This is a genomic window from Paenibacillus lutrae (genome assembly GCF_009757775.1).
Classification (GTDB): Bacteria; Bacillota; Bacilli; order Paenibacillales; family NBRC-103111; genus Paenibacillus_F; species Paenibacillus_F lutrae.
This window is the reverse complement of record NZ_RHLK01000003.1, coordinates 78,236-99,433: the sequence shown is the minus strand read 5'-3', so window position 1 is coordinate 99,433 and position 21,198 is coordinate 78,236. Positions and strand designations below refer to the sequence as shown.

Below are 21,198 nucleotides of genomic sequence, written 5' to 3'. Positions count from 1 at the left end.
GAAATTGACAGCAGGACAAAGAGTAACTATAATCGGTGCCGGCCTGGCAGGCAGTGAAGCCGCATTTCAAATCGCCAGTCAGGGCGTGCCCGTAACTTTATATGAAATGCGTCCCGTACGCAAAACACCCGCGCATATTACGGATAAATTTGCCGAGCTCGTATGCAGTAATTCTCTGCGCTCCAATGGCTTAACGAATGCGGTCGGCGTCCTTAAGCAAGAGATGAGAGTACTCAACTCTCTCATTCTTGCCAGTGCCGATAAGCACTCCGTACCGGCGGGAGGAGCGCTTGCCGTGGACCGGGACGGCTTCTCGGGCGAAATCACGGATACGCTGAGAAATCATCCGCTGATTGAAGTTCGTAATGAAGAGCTGACTGAGCTTCCCGATGGTATTACCATCGTAGCTTCAGGCCCTTTAACTTCGCCGGCATTGTCGGCAAGACTTCAGGAGCTGATGGGTGAGGAGTACCTTTATTTCTACGATGCGGCAGCTCCGATTATCGAGAAAGACTCGATTGACATGAGCAAAGTATATCTGGCCTCCAGGTACGACAAAGGCGAAGCGGCTTATCTGAACTGCCCGATGACCGAAGAAGAGTTCGATGCCTTCTACGATGCTTTGATTCATGCCGAAACGGCACCGATTAAGGAGTTTGAGAAGGAAATTTACTTTGAAGGCTGTATGCCGATCGAAGTCATGGCAAGAAGAGGCAAGCAAACGGCCTTGTACGGCCCGATGAAACCGGTAGGCCTGGTGAACCCGCATACAGGCGAGCTGCCTCATGCGGTCGTCCAGCTCCGTCAGGATAACGCGGCGGGTACGTTGTATAATCTCGTAGGATTTCAGACTCATCTGAAATGGGGCGAGCAGAAGCGTGTCCTCTCCATGATTCCGGGTCTTGAGAATGCCGAATTCGTAAGATATGGCGTTATGCACCGGAATACATTTATCAATTCGCCCAGCCAGCTCCGGCCAACCTACCAGTTCAAAAACCGGGATCAGTTGTTTTTCGCCGGTCAGATGACGGGTGTGGAAGGGTATGTGGAATCAGCCGCTTCCGGCCTTATTGCAGGTATTAATGCAGGCAGACTTGCACGCGGGTTGGAGTGTCTCGTTTTCCCGAGTGAAACGACCCTCGGCGGTATGGCGCAGTACATCACAACCGCCGATACAAAGCATTTTCAACCGATGAACGCTAACTTCGGGCTTTACCCGCCGCTGGCTGAGAAAATCCGCAACAAAAAATTGAAGATTGAAAAGCTGGCTGAGCGTGCGATTGAAAGTATTCAGAATTTTTCGCAAAATCATGTACAACCGCCTTGTAACTGAAACCTCGGCTGTGTTACGATAAAATTGTTTTGAACGCTTTGAATGTGCCTATATATGAAATTAACAATGGAAGCAGCATCAAAACGACCTTTTGCTGCTGCTTCTTATTTTCCGCTCTGCTAAATGCAGGCTGTACAGGAAAGAATTGAGGGGTGACTTATGGATCCTACGAATGCTACATTTCATGCAACGACTATTTTTGCCATCCGTAAGGATGGGCGGGGTGCGATTGCAGGCGATGGCCAGGTGACCTTCGGTAACAGTATGATTATGAAGAATACCGCCAAGAAGGTCCGCAGGTTATACCGGGGCAAAGTCATTTCCGGCTTCGCGGGTTCTGTTGCGGATGCGATTACTTTGTTTGAGAAGTTTGAAGGTAAACTGGAGGAACATCACGGCAATCTTCAGCGGGCGGCAGTAGAACTGGCAAAGGAATGGCGTTCTGACCGTGTGCTGCGTAAACTGGAAGCAATGATGATCGTAATGGATGAATCCGGGCTGCTGCTTATATCCGGTAACGGTGAAATTATTGAACCGGATGACGGAATCGTAGCGATTGGTTCAGGCGGAAGTTTTGCTCTGGCGGCAGGACGGGCGTTGTCCAGGTATGCTCCAGAAATGAACCCGACGGAAATCGCAAAAGCCGCCCTTGAAATGGCCGCTGACATATGCGTTTATACGAACCACAATATTATCGTGGAAGAAATATAGGTACTGCCGGGACCAGAAGCATTCGTATGCGGTCTGCCGGCGCATCGAAGTGGAACAAGTAATCATGAAGGAGGGGTTCATTTGAGCACAAGCTCACTTACTCCAAGACAAATCGTTCAGGAATTGGACCGCTATATTGTCGGCCAGAAGCAGGCTAAGAAATCGGTAGCGGTTGCCCTGCGCAACCGCTACCGCCGCAGCAGACTTGATGAGTCCATGCGTGATGAAATTGTTCCGAAGAATATTCTGATGATCGGGCCGACAGGTGTCGGTAAGACAGAGATAGCGCGCCGCCTGGCCAAGCTTGTAGGCGCTCCTTTCGTCAAGCTGGAGGCTACAAAATTCACAGAGGTCGGTTATGTGGGCCGTGATGTGGAATCGATGGTCCGTGATCTCGTGGAGACGTCTATTCGTATGGTTAAAAGTGAGCGGACCGAGAAGGTCAAGGACAAGGCGGAGGAGCTTGCCAATGAGCGTCTGGTGGCGATTCTAGCTCCCAGCGCAGCCCGGCAGAAGTTCCAGCGCAACCCGCTTGAAATGTTCTTCGGCAATCAGCAGTCGCAGCCTGAACCGGATGAAGAAGACAAGGACCCGGCTCTTGCCACTAAACGTTCGCAAATCATGGAGCAGTTAAAGCGCGGCGAACTCGAGAATGTGATGATTGAAGTGGACGTGGAAGATAATTCTCCTTCGATGCTGGATATGTTATCCGGTCAAGGCAATGATCAGGCCGGCATGAACATGCAGGAGATGTTTGGCAGCTTATTGCCCAAAAAGACGAAGAAGCGCAAGCTTCCGGTCAAGGAAGCCCGTAAAGTCCTGACACAAGACGAGGCGCAGAAATTAATTGATATGGATGAAGTGGTACAGGAATCAGTCCAAAGAGCGGAGCAATCCGGTATCATCTTCCTGGATGAGATTGATAAAATAGCGGGTGGCGGACGCGGCAGCGGAGGCCCGGATGTGTCCCGTGAGGGCGTCCAGAGGGACATTCTGCCTATCGTGGAAGGTTCTACGGTTATGACCAAATACGGCCCCGTTAAAACCGACTACGTGCTGTTTATAGCCGCAGGTGCTTTTCATGTTTCCAAACCTTCCGATTTGATTCCGGAACTGCAGGGGCGTTTTCCGATTCGGGTTGAGCTCAGTAATTTGACGCTTGATGATTTTGTGCTGATTCTGAAAGAGCCTAAAAACGCTCTGACGAAGCAGTATACGGCTTTACTTGAAACCGAGGGCATCAAAGTGGAGTTCAGTGAGGCTGCCATTGAAGAAATTGCACGGATTGCAGTAGATGTAAATCAGAGCACAGAAAATATAGGAGCGCGCAGACTCCATACTATTCTGGAGAAGCTTCTGGAAGATTTGTCTTTCGAGGCACCGGAGCTTAGTCTGGAAGAGATCGTTATAACACCGGAATATGTTCGTGAGAAGCTGGGCGATATCGTCCGGAACCGCGATTTAAGCCAATATATTTTATAAACCGGATGGCGTATGGTCTTCGGTTTGTGATTCTTTTGTATGATTGTAGGAGGCTAGCCAATGACCTTGTTGAATAAGACGAGAAGGCTGAACCGTTTGCTGCAGAAAGAAGCAGTAAGCGCCGTCAGTTTTATGGATATGGCCGAGGTACTTCGTGATACGATTCACGCGAATGTTTACGTCGCCAGCAGGCGCGGTAAAATTCTGGGCTTCGCTACCACCAATGAACTCCCGGCATCGGCATTAAACCGTATTGTAGAGGAAGATCGCCGTTTTTCTTCCGAATTCAATCATTTTTTATTACGGGCGGATGAAACGACTTCGGATAAAGAAGCGGTAGAAATGTTTCCGACATTTGTAGAAGAAATGAAAATTTTGAGAGAATATACCCACTTCACCATTGTACCTATTTTAGGAGGGGGAGACAGACTAGGGACTTTGGTCCTATGTCGGACCCATTCTGAATTTATCGATGATGATCTGATTTTGGCAGAATATGGATCAACTGTTGTGGCGATGGAAATTCTCCATATGCGTGCAGAAGAAGTGGAGCAGGAAGCTAGAAGTAAAGCGGTTGTACAGGTAGCAATCGGATCGCTTTCTTTCAGTGAGCTGGAAGCTGTAGAGCATATTTTTGAAGAACTAGAAGGAAAAGAAGGACTTCTCGTGGCGAGCAAAATTGCAGACCGTGTTGGAATCACTCGTTCCGTTATTGTAAATGCTCTACGAAAGTTGGAAAGTGCTGGAGTCATCGAAACTCGTTCGCTTGGCATGAAAGGAACGTACATTCGCATATTGAACGACCAGCTTATGCGTGCTATTGATCAAGTGAAATCCAAAATGTAACAAAATTCTCATAGTTTTACTTCGTGCAAAACAAAGCCCTTTCTCCTAAAGATAGGGCTTTTTTCTTATTGTCTATTTCCATTGTTTTCTTCATGATAATTTTAGCAACATTATTCTACATAATGTATACACTCTGAATATTCTTGTGTCGAAGTTAGGAGGAATGTGAAGTTTCGTTATGGAATAAAGTTTCATAAAGATAACGAAGGTGGGGTAACCATGTTTTTGCTAAATCAGACCGGGTTTCAGTGGATGGAGAAATCATTAGATGCATCCGCACTCCGGCAGCGTGTGATTGCTAACAACGTGGCCAACGCCGACACTCCTCATTTTAAAAGGTCAGACGTTGTGTTCGAAGAACTGCTGAAAGGGACAATGAATGGTTCACAGCCAGTTTTGGAAGGCGTTCGTACAAATTCGAAACATTTCAGAATCCCGCCCAATACCAACTTACCCGCTAATCCAATAGTTGAAACAGGGCAGACGTCCGTTATGAACAACAATTTAAACAATGTCGACATGGACTACGAGATGTCATTGATGGCCAAAAATCAGCTAAAATACAACACGATCATACAAGAGATGAGCAACGAGTTCCGCAAGCTTAAAATCGCCATGGATGGGAGAAGGTAACAGATGAGAATAACGAACAGTTTTGACATCAGTTCATCGGCTTTGACGGCTCAACGATTGAGGATGGATGTTATTTCCTCCAACATTGCTAATGCGGATACAACGAGAGCTTCTTTTGTAGACGGGCAATGGACGCCATATCAGAGAAAAGTCGTATCCGTTGAACCGAAAGGGCAGCCTTCCTTTGCGCAAATGTTGAACACGGCAATGACCGATGGAACCGGACAAGGGGTTCGGGTATCCAGCATTACCGGAGATACAACACCATTCAAGCAAGTGTACAATCCGACTCATCCTGATGCAAACCAAGACGGATACGTCATGATGCCGAATGTAGACGTTGCGAAAGAAATGATTGATATGATCTCAGCAACCCGTTCTTACGAAGCAAACGTGACTGCGCTCAATGCAAGCAAGAGTATGATCATGAAGGCGCTCGAAATTGGCAGATAATAGCACAAAGGGGATATTCATTTGATTAACAATACCTATTTGAACGCATTTAGTCCGGTAGGCAATCTAAAACAGCCGGCTGTAAGCCAGACAGTAAGTGCATCAGATGTGACGAATCAATTTTCTTCATTTCTGAATAATGCCATTAACGGATTGAATGGTGACCAGCAGGCCGTTGACAAGTTGAACCAGCAGTTTGCCAAAGGGGAGTTATCGGACGTCCATCAATTGATGATCGCATCCGAGAAAGCATCACTCGGTTTGGAGTTCACCGTACAGGTGCGCAATAAAGCGATGGAAGCTTATCAGGAAATCATGCGGATGCAGTTATAACAGACGGCCACGTGAGGACATTGATTGAATCGGATGGGGTGACATTGTGAACGAAAGATTGCTCCAGTATTGGGAGAAGGCCAAACAATATTGGAATCAATATAATAAAACGACAAAACTTGCTTTCATCGGCACGTTGGTCGTTCTGATTCTGACGATTGGAATCATCAGTTACAATCTGGCCAAGACAGAATATGCACTCGCTTATACGGACTTGCAACCGGCTGACGCAGCTGCGATCAAAGGGTACTTGGATACGGCAGCTATTCCATATGTACTGAGCCCGGATGGGAAAAGCATCGAAGTGCCGAAGAGCGAAGTAGCCAGCGTCAAGCTGGGGGTTGAGTCGCAAGGCCTTAACAAAGGCAGCTCAATCGGATATGAGTCTTTCGCTACCGATAGTGCATTCGGAATGACGGATAACGAGTTTAGAGTCAAACATTTAAGTGCTGTACAAGGCGAACTCCAGCAGTTGATTAACTCGAATCAATCGATTGAGAAATCAAAAGTCTTGATTTCGATGCCGGACGAAACCGTTTTTCTTGCCAAAGAGAAACAAGAAGCTACTGCTTCCGTCATGCTGAACGTTAAAAAAGGATATACACTGGATCAAGCTCAGGTTGATACCATTTACAATTTGGTTTCTCATAGCGTGAGGAACTTGCCGATCCAGAATATTACAATTTCTGACCAGTACGGTCAGTTCCTTGCTTTTTCCAAAGAATCGAACATGGGACAGTCTTCGAATCTGGCTCAGAGCCATCTTGAAATTGAGCGTAAGTTTGAAGCGAAAGTTCAAAGCAGTGTAACGAATCTGCTGAATAAAATGCTTGGCGCTGATAAAGCGGTCGTGAGTGTATTCTCGACAATGAACTTCGATCAGAAGAAATCGGTCGAGCAGCTTGTAACAGCTCCGAACGTTCAAGATAACAGAGGGCTGGAAATTTCCACTCAGGAATCAAGTAAAAGCTCAACCAGTGCTGGCGGGGCCGCCGGAGGAGTTGCCGGAACAGGACAAACCGATGTACCGGGCTACCCGGGGGCAGCTGGTTCCGGAAACGCTAATTCGGAGGAAAGCTCCAAAACGGTTAATTACGAAGTGAATAAAATCACGAATGACATTATCCAGACACCTTATGTAGTCAAAGATTTGGGTATTAACATTGCGTTTGATTCCACAGGCAGAGATCAGGCTGCAAATGATAATTTACAAAGATTGATTACAGATCAGATGGCGAATATCGTACGGACGGCGCTGGCCGATAACAAACAAGAATATACAGCCGATCAGATTAGAGGAAGAGTAACCGTTACTCCTCAGAGTTTTGCGGCACAGCCGGGCTTAACCGGAACGGATTGGAACAATTATTTGATGTATGGCGGAATCGGACTTGCTGCCTTGCTGTTAGGTGCGCTCGGCATGTATGCGATTCGAAGAAAGAAAAAAGCGGCGGAAGAAGAAGAATTGGATCTTGCACCTGCTAAGGTAGAGTACCCGACCATTGATATTGAGAACGCATCGAACGAGAACCAGGTGCGCAAGCAATTAGAGACATTAGCCAAAAAGAAACCGGATGAATTCGTTAATTTGTTACGGACATGGCTTGTCGATGAATAGAGGTGTGAGTGATTGGCAAGAGCAGCATATCAGCAGGGATTAACAGGCCGGCAAAAAGCGGCTATCTTACTAATCAGTTTAGGGCCGGAAGTTTCCGCTCAAATATTCAAACATTTGCGTGAGGATGAAATCGAACAGCTGACACTGGAAATTGCTAATGTGAGAAAAGTGGATGCGATTGAGAAGGATTCCATTCTAGGTGAGTTTCATCAAATATGCCGTGCACAGGAATATATTTCCCAAGGCGGTATCGCATATGCGAAAGAGATCCTTGAGAAAGCGCTCGGATCCAATCGGGCAGTCGATATCATTAATCGCCTAACAGCTAATCTGCAGGTCAGACCCTTTGATTTTGCAAGAAAAGCAGATCCCGCACAAATCTTGAACTTTATCCAGAACGAGAATTCACAAACGATCGCACTGGTCCTTTCTTACCTGCAATCTGAACAAGCATCCATTATCTTATCGTCACTTCCACAAGAAAAGCAGGCAGATGTAGCGAAGAGGATTGCGCTCATGGACAGCACATCACCCGAAGTCATTAGTCAAGTGGAGCGGATTCTGGAACAGAAATTATCGGCTACCGTAACGCAAGACTACACTTCAGCCGGAGGTATTTCCTCAATCGTACAGATTCTGAACGGGGTTGACCGTGGGACGGAACGTACCATTCTCGACTCACTCGAAATTCAAGATCCGGAGCTTGCTGAAGAAATTAAGAAGCGGATGTTCGTATTCGAAGATATCGTCAATGTGGATAACCGTTCTATTCAGCGAATTATTCGCGACATTGAGAATGCGGATTTGCAGCTTGCACTCAAAGTGGCCAGCGAAGAAGTCCGCGAAGCAATATTCCGCAATATGTCCAAACGGATGTCGGAAACATTCAGAGAAGAGATGGAATTTATGGGCCCGGTACGTTTGCGGGATGTGGAAGAAGCTCAGACTCGAATCGTATCTACTATTCGTCGCTTAGAAGAAGCGGGCGAGATTATAATCGCGCGTGGTGGAGGAGACGATATTATTGTCTAATATCCTTAAACCTGCCCATTATGTACCTGCTGAACAATCCAAGGCTTTTCAAGTACCGGTTAAACCATTGTCTTTCCCGTCTGCACATTTTGAAGATGAGGCATCGGGATTTACGCCAGAAGAAGAAGCTGTGATTAGTGAAGCGGAAGCTTTAAAGCGGCAAATCATAAGCGATGCTGAATCGTTTGCTCAGACTCAAATCCAGGAAGCTTTTCAGGAAACATCCGAACTTAGAAGTCAAGCGGAAGCCGAGATTGAAGCATGGTGGAACCAGCGGCGTGAAGAAGATGAACAACAATTCGAAGCATCCAGAGAGACTGGTTATGACACGGGTTACAAAGATGGGTTAATGAAAGCTCAGGAAGATATCCATGAGCAGCATGCTGAAATGCTTCAAGAAGCTCAGAACGTTTTACAGCAGGCTTATCAGGTCAAACAACAAATCATTCAGGAATCGGAGCCTTTTCTGATTGAACTCAGCTGTTCGATTGCTGAAAAAATTATTTCCAAGCAGCTCACGCTTACTCCCGATTGGGTGCTGGATACGATCCGAAGTGTACTCTCAAGGCGTAAAGAAACGGGCGTAATTACGCTTTGTGTCGCGCCTAAACAATTCTCCTATATCCAAGATGCAAGAGAAGAGCTGTTATCATCGATTGATTCTCAGGCAGAACTGCAAATCATACCCGATGCGAGCGTGCAGGATCAAGGCTGTGTAGTACGATCCACTTTTGGAAGCATTGATGCCAGAATTGATACACAACTGCACGAGATCAAAATCGCTCTGCAGCGCATTGCTCTTCACGGTGAAGGTGATGAAACATGAGCCAGTCTTCCCAGATCCCGAACGCCGGCAAGTATACAGACTATCTCCGGCAGATCGATCCCGTTCGGGTAAACGGTAAAGTAACCCAGGTCATTGGTTTGACGGTAGAATCCGAAGGTCCGGATGTCAGTATCGGAGAGTTGTGCCACATCTATCCCCATAAGTCGAACCGGCCGTTAATGGCGGAAGTCGTGGGGTTCCGGGGCAACAAAGTTATTCTAATGCCGCTTGGCGAACTTGAAGCCATCGGACCTGGATGCGACGTTGTCGGAACAGGCAAGCCGCTTAGCGTACAAGTAGGGCATGAACTTCTAGGCAAAGTTCTGGACGGGTTAGGTCAGCCGCTTGACGGTTCGTTTCTTCCATCGAGGATGACACAGGTGTCTACGAACAATGTACCCAGTAATCCGCTTTCAAGACCGCGTGTTCAGGAACCGCTTGGTGTAGGTGTAAGAGCCATCGATGGGCTTTTATCCGTTGGCAAGGGCCAGCGTGTTGGTATATTCGCCGGATCCGGGGTAGGTAAAAGCACACTGCTGGGAATGATTGCCCGGAATACTTCGGCGGATGTCAATGTTATCGCTCTAATAGGCGAGCGGGGACGCGAAGTGCTCGAATTTGTAGAAAAAGATCTGGGTCCTGAAGGTTTGGCGCGTTCCGTTGTCATCGTAGCGACGTCTGATCAACCGGCGATGGTAAGGATCAAAGGCGCTTTTATCGCAACGAGTATTGCGGAATATTTCCGTGACCGCGGTTTGAACGTCATGCTGATGATGGACTCTGTCACACGTTTTGCGATGGCTCAGCGGGAAGTCGGGCTTGCTGTTGGCGAACCGCCTGCTACGAGAGGGTATACGCCTTCCGTTTTCGCCCTCCTGCCCAAACTGCTTGAACGATCGGGTACAGGGCTTAAAGGCTCTATCACAGCTTTCTACACCGTGCTTGTAGACGGGGACGATATGAATGAACCTATTGCGGATGCTGTCCGGGGGATTCTAGATGGTCACATCGTGTTGGATCGGAATATCGCCAATAAAGGCCAGTATCCTGCTATTAATGTCCTGGCGAGTGTAAGCCGGGTAATGAAAGAAATTGTATCCCGCGAACAGCTCGATGCAGCAGCGCATCTTAAACGAATGATGTCTGTTTATAAAGATTCGGAAGATTTGATTAATTTGGGGGCGTACCAGAGAGGTTCAAATCAAGAAATTGATCTATCCCTCGAATATATGGATGCAATCCTTGATTATGTAAAACAGAAGACGGATGAGAAAGTGACATTGGAAGAAGCTCAGCACCGCCTGATTCATCAATTTTCTTTAGGGTGAGGGTCATATGAAATTTCAATATGCGTTCCAACAAATCGTTAATCTAAAAAATAATGAGCGCTCGCAGGCGGAATGGAATTTATCCTCGGCGATAGGCAGGCTGAATATAGAAGAAAGCAGTCTTCATGATCTGACGAGGATGAAGAGTGAGGCCCAGGAAAAACTGATGGAGTCATCCGAACGTCCTGTCTCAATGTCTGAGATCAGACAACTGCAGTATTATGTGGAGCACATTGATCAGCTGATCGCTATCAAACGCCGTGATATTGCGAAGGCCCAGTATCAAGTTACGCAAAACCGGGAAGTTTTAACGGACAAAATGGTCGATGAAAAAGTATGGACGAAAGCAAGAGATAAAGCCTATGAACAATTCAGCAGCTTTGTTCTTAAGAAAGAACAAGAAGCGCTGGATGAGATTGCTACAAACCGACACACCCGACTGTCTTATTCCTAACCACACGAAAGGAGGTAACGTCATGGAACAATCAGGCGCAGAATCATCCTCAGGTGGTGGATTAGAGCGTTTTCTGGTCTGGTTTCTCATCCCGTTCGTGTTTACCGCTGTTCTACTCGGGGTTCTATTATCGGTATTCGATTACGATATTATGAAAACCGTTCAGCGGACCATGCACAAACTTCCCGTTGTGGGTGAAATGATTCCTCAGCCCAAAGAAGATGCCCAAGCGGAATCTGCTAAAACTCCTAGCGCAGCTGATACAGAGAAGGAAAAAACCAAAGAAGTGGAACAACTGAACAGCAAGGTAGAGGAATTGGAAGCAGAACTGGGTAAGGCTGATCAAATGATCGCCAAGCAGGATGAAAGAATTGCGGAGCTTAAACAAGAACAAGCCGAACTTTCTAACAAGCAGCTGGCTGAGCAGGATGCAGAATATGATAAGAAAGTCCGGGAGCTCGCTACGGTCTACGCTAGGATGATGCCTAGCAAAGCTGCAAAAATCATACAAAATTTAAGTCCTAAAGAGACGATTCTGGTTTTAAATGCTATGAAAACGGATGAAAGGGTCAAGATTCTTGAGAAAATGGACCCTAAAAAAGCGGCAGATGCTTCTATTGCCTTGAAAGATTTAACAAGCGCGGAGAATCAGAAAATCGCTGCATTGCAGGAACGTTTGGAAATCCAGAACAGTCCGAATGCCGATACCGCCAAGATGACCAAAGTTGAATTGAGTCAGACATTTGCAGCTATGAAGGCGAATCAGGCAGCGAAAGTTTTGACGGATATGTACGGTAAAAACTCAACACAAGTTCTGAACATTTTAAGGGAAATGGACAATACCAGCCGTGCTTCATTAATGAATGAGATTGCTGTAATCAGTAAAGAAACAGCCGCTTCTATTACAGGAAATCTTCTTCTGCCTTAAGGTGAGTGAGCATCGTGTGACTTGAAAGGGGGTGAACAACAATATGGAAATGGCGTTTGCCAGTATGGGTACAGGAACCGGTACTGCTGTTTCGGCGGCCGGTACAGCGGGGACAGTGCAGAGTAAAACGGTTGTAGACGGAGCTGTTTTTGCAGAGATCATGGGAAACCAACTGTCAACAGCGGTTGCTGAGGAAGAACAAGCACCATTGGATGCCCTTTTATCCGGTTTAATGCAAGTGATTCCTTTACTGCCGCCAGCGATCCAGGAGGCACTGGCCGGTACAGAAGCCGATGCTGAAGGAATGATTGATGCCTTACTTCAGAATATTCAGCAGAATCCGGAAGTCCTGCAGCAGTTGGTTCAATCGGAAACGATGCAGAGCTGGCTGACGGAAGCTTCCGCTATGCTCAGCGTTTTACAGGGAACAACCGCACTGTCAACTCAAGCCGTCAATCAGCCGCAAGATGCTTCCCTGAAACTACAAAAAACACTTCTGGATCTTACTGCTATGTTGAAACAGCAGCCGGATCATCCGATTCTCCAGCATTTATCGAAGGAGTTTACACAGCTTCTTGAAAAAGTGCTACCGCAAGCAGCTTCTTTAGCGGTAAACACGGAGAAACCGAAATCCGCTTTGAATGCTGTTACAGACCATGCATCTAAGCTTCCGGCATCAACCGGTGAACCGGGGTTGGATACACCCGTCGTTACGGTAACCAAAACGAATCCGATCAAAACCTCATTAGAAGCGTTAGCTGCTAAAAGTAGTGCGTGGAACGTCGTCAGACAGACTGCTGAACTTACTGCAGAACCGGTAAGCCCGCAGAATTCCATACCAAGTGAACAAGCGGATACGACATTAATGACGGGAATGCAGGAAATGCCTAAGACAGCGGGCACGGAACAAGCAGCTAAAACTGCGCTGCCTACCATCCAAGCCAGCAACCTGACTCAGGAATTAAGCGAGTTTATGGTTAAACGGATGAACGTTAAGGTAGGCGATGGTTTTGCTGAAGCCAAGCTTTCGCTTCGTCCACAGCATTTGGGTAACATTGAAATCACGCTGAAGATTCAGAACGGTCAATTGATGGCAATCTTTACAGCGGATTCTGCCGTAGGCAAAGAGCTTCTGGACAGCCAGCTTTCGAGTCTCAGACAGTCTTTGCAAAGTCAGGGAGTTCAGGTCGATAAAATGGAAGTAAGTCAAAGCAGCATGTCCTCCAGTATGTTTCAAGACTCAAGACAGCAGCAGTCTTCCCAGCAATTTCTACAGCAGCACGAGGGAAGAGAGAGCGGTAGCGTAGCTGAAGAAGTGACCGAATGGAACGAGGAACTGCACGCACTTACGGAGACGCGTAAAGCGGCTTTAGGCAACTCGTTTGAGACGTCAGCTTAAGCTATACACGTTCATAGAAGAATGGAGGTGCACAATGGCAGAATTATGGCAGGATGTTACTAAAACAGGAACAACTAACACAGCATCTACCAAAAAGGCAAAAGAAAAAGATGGTTCAATATTAGGCAAAGATGACTTCTTGAAGATCATGATCGCTCAACTCCGTAATCAGGATCCTATGCAACCTATGCAGGATAAAGAATTTATTGCTCAAATGGCGCAATTCACCTCTGTCGAGCAATTGTCCAATATGGCAGCTGAGATGAAACTGCTTCGTTCTTCACTCGGTTTTACCTCTAGCCTGATTGACAAAAACATAAGCTGGATCGGGTTAAACGATAAAGGTGAAACGAGTACCATGTCAGGCAAGGTAGAGTCGATCATTATCCGTGACGGCGTCCAGTATGCGGTAGTCGGAAAGAGAGAAGTTGTGCTGGAAGATGTTCTAAGCATCGAGAACGTGAAACCGGATGTTCCTAAGCCGGAAGAACCTAAACCAGAGGAACCCAAACCTGAAACTCCGGCACCCGGTAATCAGACACCATGAATGAGCGGTTAACAGTCGGCAGGCTGTACCCGACTCCAGCAGCTCCCCTTCAAAGAAATCAGGCTGCAAAGCAGACGAACGGTTCATCGGATTTTGACCGTTTATTACAAAATCAGATTGTCAAGTTCAGCCACCATGCAGAGATGCGGCTTCAGCAAAGAGGAATTAAGCTGGACAGCGAACAACTCTGCAAACTGGAGAGTGCCATTGATAAAGCAGCTGCCAAAGGTGCTAAAGATACATTGATGATGCTGGGCGGGACAGCTTTAATTGTAAATGTACCTAACCGGACCGTTGTCACAGCTCTTGATGGAGCGTCTATGAAAGAGCAAGTGTTTACGCAAATTGACAGTGCAGTCATTATTACTTGAAGCAATGTAACGGGCTGGACCTATCAGGAAGCCCTTGTACCGCCGATCGATTGAAGCGGTTCAACTGAAAGATTGTATCTATTCTGCAACAACCAAGAGGAGGAACATAAAAATGTTAAGATCCATGTATTCCGGAATTTCGGGTATGCGCGGTTTTCAAACCAAGCTTGACGTTATTGGTAATAACATCGCTAACGTAAACACTGCCGGGTTTAAAAAGGGTCGGGTAATGTTCCAAGATATACTCAGCCAGACAGTATCGGGTGAAACGGCACCGGCTTCAACAACACAAGGCGGGGTCAATTCTAAACAAATTGGTCTGGGTGTGGGAACAGCCGCTATCGATACGGTTCATACCGGTGGCAGTGCGATGACTACAAATGTCCCAACCGATTTACGTATAGATGGAAATGGATTTTTTGCAGTTACTCAAGCTGGAGCAGAACCCGTCTTTTTAACTCGTGCAGGGAACTTTTATGTGGATGGTGACAACTACATCGTTAATCCTGAGGGCATGTATCTGATGTCTACAGATGGGGAACCCATTCAACTTGATCCGACAGCTACAAAGTTCTCAATTGCTCAAGATGGCACCGTAATGCAAGTTATCGGCGGTGTAGCAACCCCATCCACGTATAAGATCGCGGTTGTTAAAGTGGCTAACCCAGCAGGACTTAACAAAGCAGGCGGAAATTTATATGAATATACGCTTAATGCTGATTTAAACAATGTTGTAGATATAGGATTCCTCAGTTCCGCTCTTCCTGCTGATCCGGCAACTGGAACTGGCTCTATTATTTCCGGCCAGCTAGAGATGTCTAATGTAGATTTGACGGAAGAATTTTCCGAAATGATCGTTTCCCAGCGTGGTTTCCAGGCTAACTCCCGTATCATTACGACTTCAGATGAAATTTTACAAGAAATCGTAAACCTGAAGCGTTAATAGTCGGTTATAAAGGGTAGGGGGGCAAGCTTGCTCCCCTGCTGTAACTAATGGAGGGTATCATGGTACGTTTAACCCGCATGAACGGCAAGCCGCTAGTCATTAATGCTTTGATGATTGAAAGTATGGAGGAAACGCCCGATACGATCATTACCTTGATCAACGGAAAAAAGATTATGGTTCTTGAAGCAGAAGCAGTGATCATGGAACAGGTTGTACAATTTTTACAACGGATCGGTGCGGTTCAAGCAACGATCAAGTCGACGAATACGGAGGGCTTGTAGTGCTTAAAAACCGATTTTTTCTATTGACTGTCTCCATTCTGGTTGCCATTACTTTAATACTAACCGCTGCATTTGTTCTATGGACCTTCATGGACAACAAAGCGGAAACTTCTGGTTCAGAAGATAGCAAACCGATAACAACATTGGAAATAAAAGAAAACACAGTCATCATGAAAGACATTATAACGAATCTGGCGGAGCCAGGCAGTTTCATCAAAATCAGTTTGGCATTTGAACTTGAAAACAAAAAAGCAAAAGCGGATTTCGAAAATTTGATTGATTCCCGCATCAAAGGCACGATTATCCGTACACTTGCCGATATGAAAGCGGAGCAGATCCAAGGCAGTAAAGGACAGGACAACCTGACCAGCACTTTAATCAGCAAATTAAATACGCATCTCAACGAAGGAAAAATAAGGCGAATAAATATTACCGATTTTGCACTTGAGTAGCCTTTAACATAGATCGGATACGCACAAAGGGGGTGACTCTTATGGTTGATGTTATGTCTCAGAATGAAATTGATGCGCTGCTGGCAGCCCTCTCATCGGGTGAAATGGATGCGGAGGAGCTCAAAAAAGAAGATACCCAGAAAAAAGTGCGGGTATATGATTTTAAAAGAGCCGTGCGTTTTTCCAAAGATCATATCCGAAGTCTTACGAGGATACATGAGAATTTTGCCCGGTACTTGACCACGTACTTCTCGGCTCAGCTCAGGACGTTCGTACAAATTAGCGTAGTTCAAGTGGAACAACTGCCCTATGATGAGTTCATCCGTTCAATTCCGAAGATGACGATTCTAAACATTTTTGAAGCGGAGCCGCTTGAGGGCAGGATGGTGCTTGAAGTGCACCCGAACGTTGCTTATGCGATGCTCGACAGACTTCTTGGCGGTGTCGGTAACTCTCCTCAAAAGACCGGTGCCCTGACAGAAATCGAAACGATTGTCATGGAACGGATTTTCAGCCGAGCGTTTGAAAGCCTTCAAGAAGCCTGGAAGACGATTATCGATCTGTCTCCTCGCTTAGAAGCACTAGAGACGAATCCGCAGTTCATGCAAATTGTGTCTCCGAATGAGACGATTGCGCTGATATCGCTCAGTACCAAGATAGGGGATACCACAGGGATGATCAATCTTTGTATCCCTCATGTTGTTATCGAGCCTATCATGCCTCGCTTGTCCGTTCATCATTGGTTTGTGTCGCAGAAGAAAAACCGGGCTCCTGAAGAAATGGAAATCCTGCAGGAAAGACTGACTCAAGCGAAGCTGCCGATCATTACAGAACTGGGAGAATCACAGATTACGATTCACGAGTTTTTGAATCTTCAGCCTGGAGACGTTATTACACTAAACAAGCCCGTAAATGATCCGCTGCATATCAAAGTCGGCGAAAAATTGAAATTTACGGGAAGTGCCGGAACAGTTAAATCACGGATGGCTGTTCAAATCGGTGAAATTGTACACGAAGGAGTAGAAGAAATTGACGAATAATAAAGATTATTTGTCGCAGGAGGAAATTGACGCCCTGTTAAGACAGACTTCGGATGAGCGTTATGACGACGATCAAGCGGCTTCTCTTGCTCCGGTAATTGATGATTATCTGACTCCCCTCGAACAGGATGCATTAGGAGAAATCGGCAATATTACGTTTGGCAGTGCAGCGACAGCACTCTCGACATTGCTTGGTAAGAAAGTAGATATCACGACACCTAAAGTATCGATCATCCTTAGAGATGAGCTTGTGAAAGAATTTCCACAGCCTCATGTTGCGGTCCATGTAAATTATGTAGATGGTTTTCATGGCATTAATCTGCTCGTCATCAAAACTCGTGATGCACAAGTCATTGCCGATCTTATGATGGGTGGAGACGGACATGCACCGAATGATGAGTTGACGGAAATTCATATTAGCGCTGTGCAGGAAGCCATGAATCAGATGATGGGATCATCGGCTACGTCCATGTCCGCTATCTTTAATCGCTTCGTTAATATTTCTCCTCCAGGAATAGATATTTTGAATCTGTCGAATGGAGAAGGAAAACTGCCGAACGAAGACGTATTTATAAAGATATCCTTCAGACTGACAATCGGAGATTTAATCGATTCAACTATTATGCAGCTGCTTCCGGTAGATTTCTCCAAAGAAATGGTAAGAACTTTGTTGGGCGGCGGCTCTGAAGATTCATACAATGAGGTTGCTCCGACGATTGCCGAGGAAATACCGGCTCCCGTGTATGAACAGCCTGCGGAAACTACATATCAGGAGCCGCAGCAAGCACCTCATTCCAGTCCTTCTATGGGAGGAAATCCAATGCCGGTCAATCAGCCGCCCGTTCAACCGCCTTATTCCGAGCCGTATGTTCAGCAGCCTCAGCATAGCGTTCCTCAAGGAGCGCCTGGCGGAGGAAGCATTAACCGCAATGTGAATGTACAGCCGGTACAATTCTCCAGTCTCCAGTCCGGCGGTTACGGTCAAGCCGATGACACGAACCTGAATCTTTTGCTGGATATTCCTTTAAAGGTAACTGTCGAACTTGGCAGAACTCAGAAGGTCATTAAAGATATTCTGGAATTGTCACAAGGCTCTATTATTGAGCTGGATAAATTGGCGGGTGAACCGGTAGATATTCTAGTCAATAACAAACTCATTGCTAAAGGTGAAGTTGTCGTTATTGACGAGAACTTTGGAGTTCGTGTCACCGATATCGTCAGTCAGTGGGATCGCATTCAGAAAATACAATAATCATTATCCTAGGAGGACTATTTTAACATGGCTAACCGAATTCTGATTGTGGACGATGCAGCTTTTATGAGAATGATGATTCGCGATATTTTGAGCAAAAATGGCTACGAGGTAGTAGGGGAAGGCAATGACGGCGTTCAAGCTGTCGAGAAGTTTAAAGAACTGCGCCCTGACCTGGTGACGATGGATATTACGATGCCGGAGATGGACGGAATTAATGCTTTGAAGGAAATTAAGAAGATTGATCCTAATGCTAAGGTCATTATGTGCTCAGCAATGGGCCAGCAAGCAATGGTTATTGATGCCATTCAAGCCGGTGCTAAAGATTTTATCGTAAAACCTTTCCAGGCTGACCGTGTAATTGAAGCTATCAAGAAGACGCTGGGTTAAGCGGAAGTTTTAAAAGGAAAGGAATGTGAAGTTTGAAGAAAAAGGCAGGTAAGCTGCTTCTGGTAACGGCAGGTCTGTTGGTACAGCTGCCGTTCTGGTCTGCCGTGTGTTACGGCAATCCTAGTCCGGGATTTCAATCTGGGCAAGGAACGCCAGGTAACGGGGCAATTGATTCGGTTCTGATGATAGGGAAGGTTATTTTCTTCCTTATCCTTATCATCGGTCTTTTTTACGGCATTATGAAGGTGTTGGCCAAAAAAAACAGCCTACGTCCTCATCGTACCATGCAGTCGCTCGGAGGAGTACCGCTCGGTCAGAACAAATCCATTCAAGTCGTTGAAATCGGAAACGCCCTATATGTAGTCGGGGTAGGGGATGACATTCAACTGCTCGAGAAAATTGCAGACCCTGTGGAAGCCGCTCAATTAAAAGAAAAAATAACCGCACAAACCCAGTCTGCAATGGATTTCGTCCCGGTAGGCAAACTATTCGATAAGATCCGGCGGAAGCCAAGTGCAGGGACTGTAGAGGAAGAAGAGCTCACACCTACATTCCAGCAAGTTTTTCATGATAAACTGCAGCAGGCGACCAAGCGCAACAAGCATGTAGAAGAATGGCTGCAGGAAGAAAATGAACAAGAACGGTTGAAATCAAATGAGCATAAATAAAAGACTGGCCCTATTGTTTGCAGCTGTATTCCTGCTCTCAGTTTACTCGGGCGATACTGCGTTCGCTGCTCCGAGTGGTAATTTGATCCCCGGACTCAATGTGAATATTGATGCGGGAAGCGGGACAACGGGCGCATCCAACACCATTACAGTCATCTTATTGCTGACCGTCCTGAGTTTGGCGCCGTCGTTCCTTATCTTGATGACGAGCTTTACACGTATCGTAATCGTAATGGGTTTTGTCCGAACCTCTCTGGGAACACAGCAAATGCCGCCGAATCAGGTACTGATCGGATTGAGTTTGTTTTTGACCCTATTCATCATGTCGCCGACTCTAGGTCAAATCAACGATACGGCACTGCAGCCTTTTTTGAAAGGTGAAATGAATCAGACGGCTGCACTGCAGCAAGCCTCACTTCCCGTTAAGGAATTTATGTGGAAACATACGAGGCCTAAAGATTTAAAGCTATTTTTGGACTATACAAAAGCGGATGCACCAACCGGATACGAGGACACTCCATTAACAGCACTTGTACCGGCCTTTGCGATCAGCGAGCTTAAAACGGCCTTTCAAATGGGATTTATGATCTTTATTCCCTTTCTGGTCATCGACATGATTATTGCAAGCGCCCTAATGGCCATGGGGATGATGATGCTGCCGCCTGTCATGATATCGCTGCCGTTTAAGATATTGCTCTTTATTCTGGTGGACGGATGGTATCTTGTCGTCAAGTCGCTGCTACTCAGCTACAGTACATGAACGCAGAAGCGGGAGGTCACTTAACATGAATGCCGAATTTGTCATCAAGCTGGCCGGCGAAGCGGTCTATACGGTACTGAAGGCTAGCGCACCCATACTCATTATTGCCCTTGTCGTGGGTCTGGCGATCAGTATTTTCCAAGCAACTACACAGATTCAGGAGCAGACACTTGCCTTTGTTCCCAAGATCGTTGCCGTGCTTCTGGCTGTGCTTGTGTTTGGTCCGTGGATGCTTAATACACTGGTGGATTATACCTTTAATTTACTTAATAATCTGCACCAATATATCGGGTAGGCGACCATATGGAGCTGTTCGTCCAACTTTTGCCTAACGCTATGTTGATATTTTGTCGAATGACCTCATTCTTTGTCGTGGTTCCGTTGTTTTCATCTAAAAATGTGCCGAATGTTTTTAAAATAGGCTTGGCGCTATTTTTAACTTTGATTGTCACGGCTACGCAGGGAACGACTCAACTGGTGGTCATGGACGCACAATTTGTGCTTCTGATCCTAAGAGAAATTCTTGTGGGAATTACACTCGGTTTTATCGCTTATATGTTTTTTACAGCGGTTCAGATCGCAGGTTCCTTTATTGATGTTCAGATCGGCCTTGGTATAGCGAACGTCTTGGATCCAATGACCGGAACATCCGTTCCTATACTCGGCAACTTGAAATACATGGTTGCCATCCTGCTGCTGCTCAGCTTTAACGGCCATCATTTTCTGATACAAGGCATCATGAACAGTTACGAATGGATTCCGCTGTCCAATGAGATGTTTGCGCAAGTTTATAAGGGTCAAATTTCAGAGTTTATGATCCGGACTTTCTCTACGATGTTCGCGCTTTCGATGCAGCTCGCAGCACCTATTGTAGCCGCTATGTTCCTGACTGATCTAGGACTTGGCCTGCTGACGAGAGTAGCCCCCCAGTTTAATATATTCGTCATTGGGGTTCCGCTGAAGCTTATGGTGGGTTTTCTGCTTATTGCACTGTTGATGCCGGAACTTCTGGGACTGTTTCATGGATTATTTGACCGGATATTTGCCGCTATGCAGAAATTTCTTAATATCGTCGCCGGCGGGCCGGTAGAGGGATCTTAGTTTGTGCGAGAAAG

Annotated in this window: 26 protein-coding genes; all 26 read left to right on the top strand. The window is 46.3% G+C overall.

Annotation, left to right across the window (positions count from 1 at the left end):
* The first annotated feature begins 4 nt into the window (after nt 1-4).
* The 26 genes from trmFO to fliR all read left to right on the top strand — a co-directional run bounded on the left by trmFO (nt 5) and on the right by fliR (nt 21,184).
* The gene (gene trmFO / locus EDM21_RS06450) at nt 5-1,333 is read left to right on the top strand and encodes an FADH(2)-oxidizing methylenetetrahydrofolate--tRNA-(uracil(54)-C(5))-methyltransferase TrmFO (RefSeq protein ID WP_157334029.1); all 1,329 of its coding nucleotides are present in this window, start codon (nt 5-7) and stop codon (nt 1,331-1,333) included.
* A 159-nt stretch (nt 1,334-1,492) separates the two neighbouring features.
* Nucleotides 1,493-2,044 carry an ATP-dependent protease subunit HslV gene (hslV, locus tag EDM21_RS06445; protein ID WP_068774617.1) on the top strand — a complete coding sequence of 184 codons (552 nt, stop codon included), beginning with the start codon at nt 1,493-1,495 and terminating at the stop codon, nt 2,042-2,044.
* An 81-nt stretch (nt 2,045-2,125) separates the two neighbouring features.
* A complete protein-coding gene (gene hslU, locus EDM21_RS06440) occupies nt 2,126-3,526 on the top strand; it encodes an ATP-dependent protease ATPase subunit HslU (RefSeq protein ID WP_157334027.1) in 1,401 nt (466 codons plus the stop codon).
* A gap of 60 nt (nt 3,527-3,586) precedes the next feature.
* Nucleotides 3,587-4,372 carry a GTP-sensing pleiotropic transcriptional regulator CodY gene (gene codY / locus EDM21_RS06435; RefSeq protein WP_157334025.1) on the top strand — a complete coding sequence of 262 codons (786 nt, stop codon included), beginning with the start codon at nt 3,587-3,589 and terminating at the stop codon, nt 4,370-4,372.
* 219 nt (nt 4,373-4,591) lie between these two features.
* Nucleotides 4,592-5,005: a flagellar basal body rod protein FlgB gene (flgB, locus tag EDM21_RS06430; RefSeq protein WP_157334868.1), complete on the top strand. Its 414-nt coding sequence runs from the start codon at nt 4,592-4,594 to the stop codon at nt 5,003-5,005.
* A gap of 3 nt (nt 5,006-5,008) precedes the next feature.
* Nucleotides 5,009-5,458, top strand: coding sequence for a flagellar basal body rod protein FlgC (gene flgC, locus EDM21_RS06425; protein WP_157334023.1), 450 nt, complete (start codon nt 5,009-5,011; stop codon nt 5,456-5,458).
* A gap of 21 nt (nt 5,459-5,479) precedes the next feature.
* On the top strand, nt 5,480-5,791 hold the full coding sequence (gene fliE, locus EDM21_RS06420; RefSeq protein ID WP_157334021.1) for a flagellar hook-basal body complex protein FliE: 312 nt from the start codon (nt 5,480-5,482) through the stop codon (nt 5,789-5,791).
* A 46-nt stretch (nt 5,792-5,837) separates the two neighbouring features.
* Nucleotides 5,838-7,409 (top strand): flagellar basal-body MS-ring/collar protein FliF, encoded by a 1,572-nt coding sequence (fliF, locus tag EDM21_RS06415; protein WP_166541865.1) that lies wholly within the window; start codon nt 5,838-5,840, stop codon nt 7,407-7,409.
* A 12-nt stretch (nt 7,410-7,421) separates the two neighbouring features.
* Nucleotides 7,422-8,441, top strand: a complete 1,020-nt coding sequence (gene fliG / locus EDM21_RS06410; RefSeq protein WP_157334019.1) for a flagellar motor switch protein FliG — start codon at nt 7,422-7,424, stop codon at nt 8,439-8,441.
* On the top strand, nt 8,434-9,267 hold the full coding sequence (locus tag EDM21_RS06405; RefSeq protein WP_157334017.1) for a FliH/SctL family protein: 834 nt from the start codon (nt 8,434-8,436) through the stop codon (nt 9,265-9,267). Before fliG ends, EDM21_RS06405 begins: the two co-directional genes overlap by 8 nt.
* Nucleotides 9,264-10,595: a flagellar protein export ATPase FliI gene (gene fliI, locus EDM21_RS06400; protein ID WP_157334015.1), complete on the top strand. Its 1,332-nt coding sequence runs from the start codon at nt 9,264-9,266 to the stop codon at nt 10,593-10,595. Before EDM21_RS06405 ends, fliI begins: the two co-directional genes overlap by 4 nt.
* A 7-nt stretch (nt 10,596-10,602) precedes the next feature.
* Nucleotides 10,603-11,049, top strand: a complete 447-nt coding sequence (gene fliJ / locus EDM21_RS06395) for a flagellar export protein FliJ (RefSeq protein WP_157334013.1) — start codon at nt 10,603-10,605, stop codon at nt 11,047-11,049.
* Complete coding sequence (locus tag EDM21_RS06390; protein WP_235918107.1) at nt 10,958-11,977, top strand: MotE family protein; 1,020 nt, start codon at nt 10,958-10,960, stop codon at nt 11,975-11,977. Before fliJ ends, EDM21_RS06390 begins: the two co-directional genes overlap by 92 nt.
* Nucleotides 11,978-12,020: 43 nt before the next feature.
* Entirely contained in the window at nt 12,021-13,376 is a 1,356-nt protein-coding gene (locus EDM21_RS06385; RefSeq protein ID WP_157334009.1) for a flagellar hook-length control protein FliK, read from the top strand.
* Between the two features lie 34 nt (nt 13,377-13,410).
* Nucleotides 13,411-13,923, top strand: coding sequence for a flagellar hook capping FlgD N-terminal domain-containing protein (locus EDM21_RS06380; protein WP_157334008.1), 513 nt, complete (start codon nt 13,411-13,413; stop codon nt 13,921-13,923).
* The gene (locus EDM21_RS06375) at nt 13,920-14,294 is read left to right on the top strand and encodes a TIGR02530 family flagellar biosynthesis protein (RefSeq protein WP_157334005.1); all 375 of its coding nucleotides are present in this window, start codon (nt 13,920-13,922) and stop codon (nt 14,292-14,294) included. Before EDM21_RS06380 ends, EDM21_RS06375 begins: the two co-directional genes overlap by 4 nt.
* Nucleotides 14,295-14,406: 112 nt before the next feature.
* Nucleotides 14,407-15,237 (top strand): flagellar basal body rod protein FlgG, encoded by an 831-nt coding sequence (gene flgG / locus EDM21_RS06370; protein WP_157334003.1) that lies wholly within the window; start codon nt 14,407-14,409, stop codon nt 15,235-15,237.
* Between the two features lie 62 nt (nt 15,238-15,299).
* Complete coding sequence (locus EDM21_RS06365) at nt 15,300-15,521, top strand: flagellar FlbD family protein (protein WP_157334000.1); 222 nt, start codon at nt 15,300-15,302, stop codon at nt 15,519-15,521.
* Nucleotides 15,521-15,973: a flagellar basal body-associated FliL family protein gene (locus tag EDM21_RS06360; RefSeq protein ID WP_166541864.1), complete on the top strand. Its 453-nt coding sequence runs from the start codon at nt 15,521-15,523 to the stop codon at nt 15,971-15,973. The genes EDM21_RS06365 and EDM21_RS06360 overlap by 1 nt, the downstream gene beginning before the upstream one ends.
* Before the next feature lie 41 nt (nt 15,974-16,014).
* On the top strand, nt 16,015-17,013 hold the full coding sequence (gene fliM / locus EDM21_RS06355; RefSeq protein WP_068774633.1) for a flagellar motor switch protein FliM: 999 nt from the start codon (nt 16,015-16,017) through the stop codon (nt 17,011-17,013).
* On the top strand, nt 17,003-18,265 hold the full coding sequence (fliY, locus tag EDM21_RS06350) for a flagellar motor switch phosphatase FliY (protein ID WP_157333998.1): 1,263 nt from the start codon (nt 17,003-17,005) through the stop codon (nt 18,263-18,265). Before fliM ends, fliY begins: the two co-directional genes overlap by 11 nt.
* A gap of 27 nt (nt 18,266-18,292) precedes the next feature.
* On the top strand, nt 18,293-18,655 hold the full coding sequence (locus tag EDM21_RS06345; protein ID WP_068774635.1) for a response regulator: 363 nt from the start codon (nt 18,293-18,295) through the stop codon (nt 18,653-18,655).
* A 32-nt stretch (nt 18,656-18,687) separates the two neighbouring features.
* The gene (locus EDM21_RS06340) at nt 18,688-19,323 is read left to right on the top strand and encodes a flagellar biosynthetic protein FliO (protein ID WP_157333996.1); all 636 of its coding nucleotides are present in this window, start codon (nt 18,688-18,690) and stop codon (nt 19,321-19,323) included.
* On the top strand, nt 19,310-20,083 hold the full coding sequence (gene fliP, locus EDM21_RS06335; RefSeq protein WP_157333994.1) for a flagellar type III secretion system pore protein FliP: 774 nt from the start codon (nt 19,310-19,312) through the stop codon (nt 20,081-20,083). The genes EDM21_RS06340 and fliP overlap by 14 nt, the downstream gene beginning before the upstream one ends.
* Before the next feature lie 25 nt (nt 20,084-20,108).
* Nucleotides 20,109-20,378 (top strand): flagellar biosynthesis protein FliQ, encoded by a 270-nt coding sequence (fliQ, locus tag EDM21_RS06330; protein ID WP_068774638.1) that lies wholly within the window; start codon nt 20,109-20,111, stop codon nt 20,376-20,378.
* 8 nt (nt 20,379-20,386) lie between these two features.
* Nucleotides 20,387-21,184 carry a flagellar biosynthetic protein FliR gene (gene fliR / locus EDM21_RS06325; protein ID WP_157333992.1) on the top strand — a complete coding sequence of 266 codons (798 nt, stop codon included), beginning with the start codon at nt 20,387-20,389 and terminating at the stop codon, nt 21,182-21,184.
* The last annotated feature ends 14 nt before the right edge of the window (nt 21,185-21,198 follow it).

Coding starts and splice junctions, on each gene's coding strand:
- fliI (WP_157334015.1), top strand. CDS start 9,264: ATGAGCCAGTCTTCCCAGATCCCGAACGCCGGCAAGTATACAGACTAT.
- flgG (WP_157334003.1), top strand. CDS start 14,407: ATGTTAAGATCCATGTATTCCGGAATTTCGGGTATGCGCGGTTTTCAA.
- EDM21_RS06380 (WP_157334008.1), top strand. CDS start 13,411: ATGGCAGAATTATGGCAGGATGTTACTAAAACAGGAACAACTAACACA.
- fliM (WP_068774633.1), top strand. CDS start 16,015: ATGGTTGATGTTATGTCTCAGAATGAAATTGATGCGCTGCTGGCAGCC.
- hslV (WP_068774617.1), top strand. CDS start 1,493: ATGGATCCTACGAATGCTACATTTCATGCAACGACTATTTTTGCCATC.
- flgB (WP_157334868.1), top strand. CDS start 4,592: ATGTTTTTGCTAAATCAGACCGGGTTTCAGTGGATGGAGAAATCATTA.
- flgC (WP_157334023.1), top strand. CDS start 5,009: ATGAGAATAACGAACAGTTTTGACATCAGTTCATCGGCTTTGACGGCT.
- EDM21_RS06365 (WP_157334000.1), top strand. CDS start 15,300: ATGGTACGTTTAACCCGCATGAACGGCAAGCCGCTAGTCATTAATGCT.
- EDM21_RS06385 (WP_157334009.1), top strand. CDS start 12,021: ATGGAAATGGCGTTTGCCAGTATGGGTACAGGAACCGGTACTGCTGTT.
- fliP (WP_157333994.1), top strand. CDS start 19,310: ATGAGCATAAATAAAAGACTGGCCCTATTGTTTGCAGCTGTATTCCTG.
- fliQ (WP_068774638.1), top strand. CDS start 20,109: ATGAATGCCGAATTTGTCATCAAGCTGGCCGGCGAAGCGGTCTATACG.
- fliJ (WP_157334013.1), top strand. CDS start 10,603: ATGAAATTTCAATATGCGTTCCAACAAATCGTTAATCTAAAAAATAAT.
- EDM21_RS06375 (WP_157334005.1), top strand. CDS start 13,920: ATGAATGAGCGGTTAACAGTCGGCAGGCTGTACCCGACTCCAGCAGCT.
- EDM21_RS06345 (WP_068774635.1), top strand. CDS start 18,293: ATGGCTAACCGAATTCTGATTGTGGACGATGCAGCTTTTATGAGAATG.
- fliR (WP_157333992.1), top strand. CDS start 20,387: ATGGAGCTGTTCGTCCAACTTTTGCCTAACGCTATGTTGATATTTTGT.
- codY (WP_157334025.1), top strand. CDS start 3,587: ATGACCTTGTTGAATAAGACGAGAAGGCTGAACCGTTTGCTGCAGAAA.
- EDM21_RS06390 (WP_235918107.1), top strand. CDS start 10,958: ATGAACAATTCAGCAGCTTTGTTCTTAAGAAAGAACAAGAAGCGCTGG.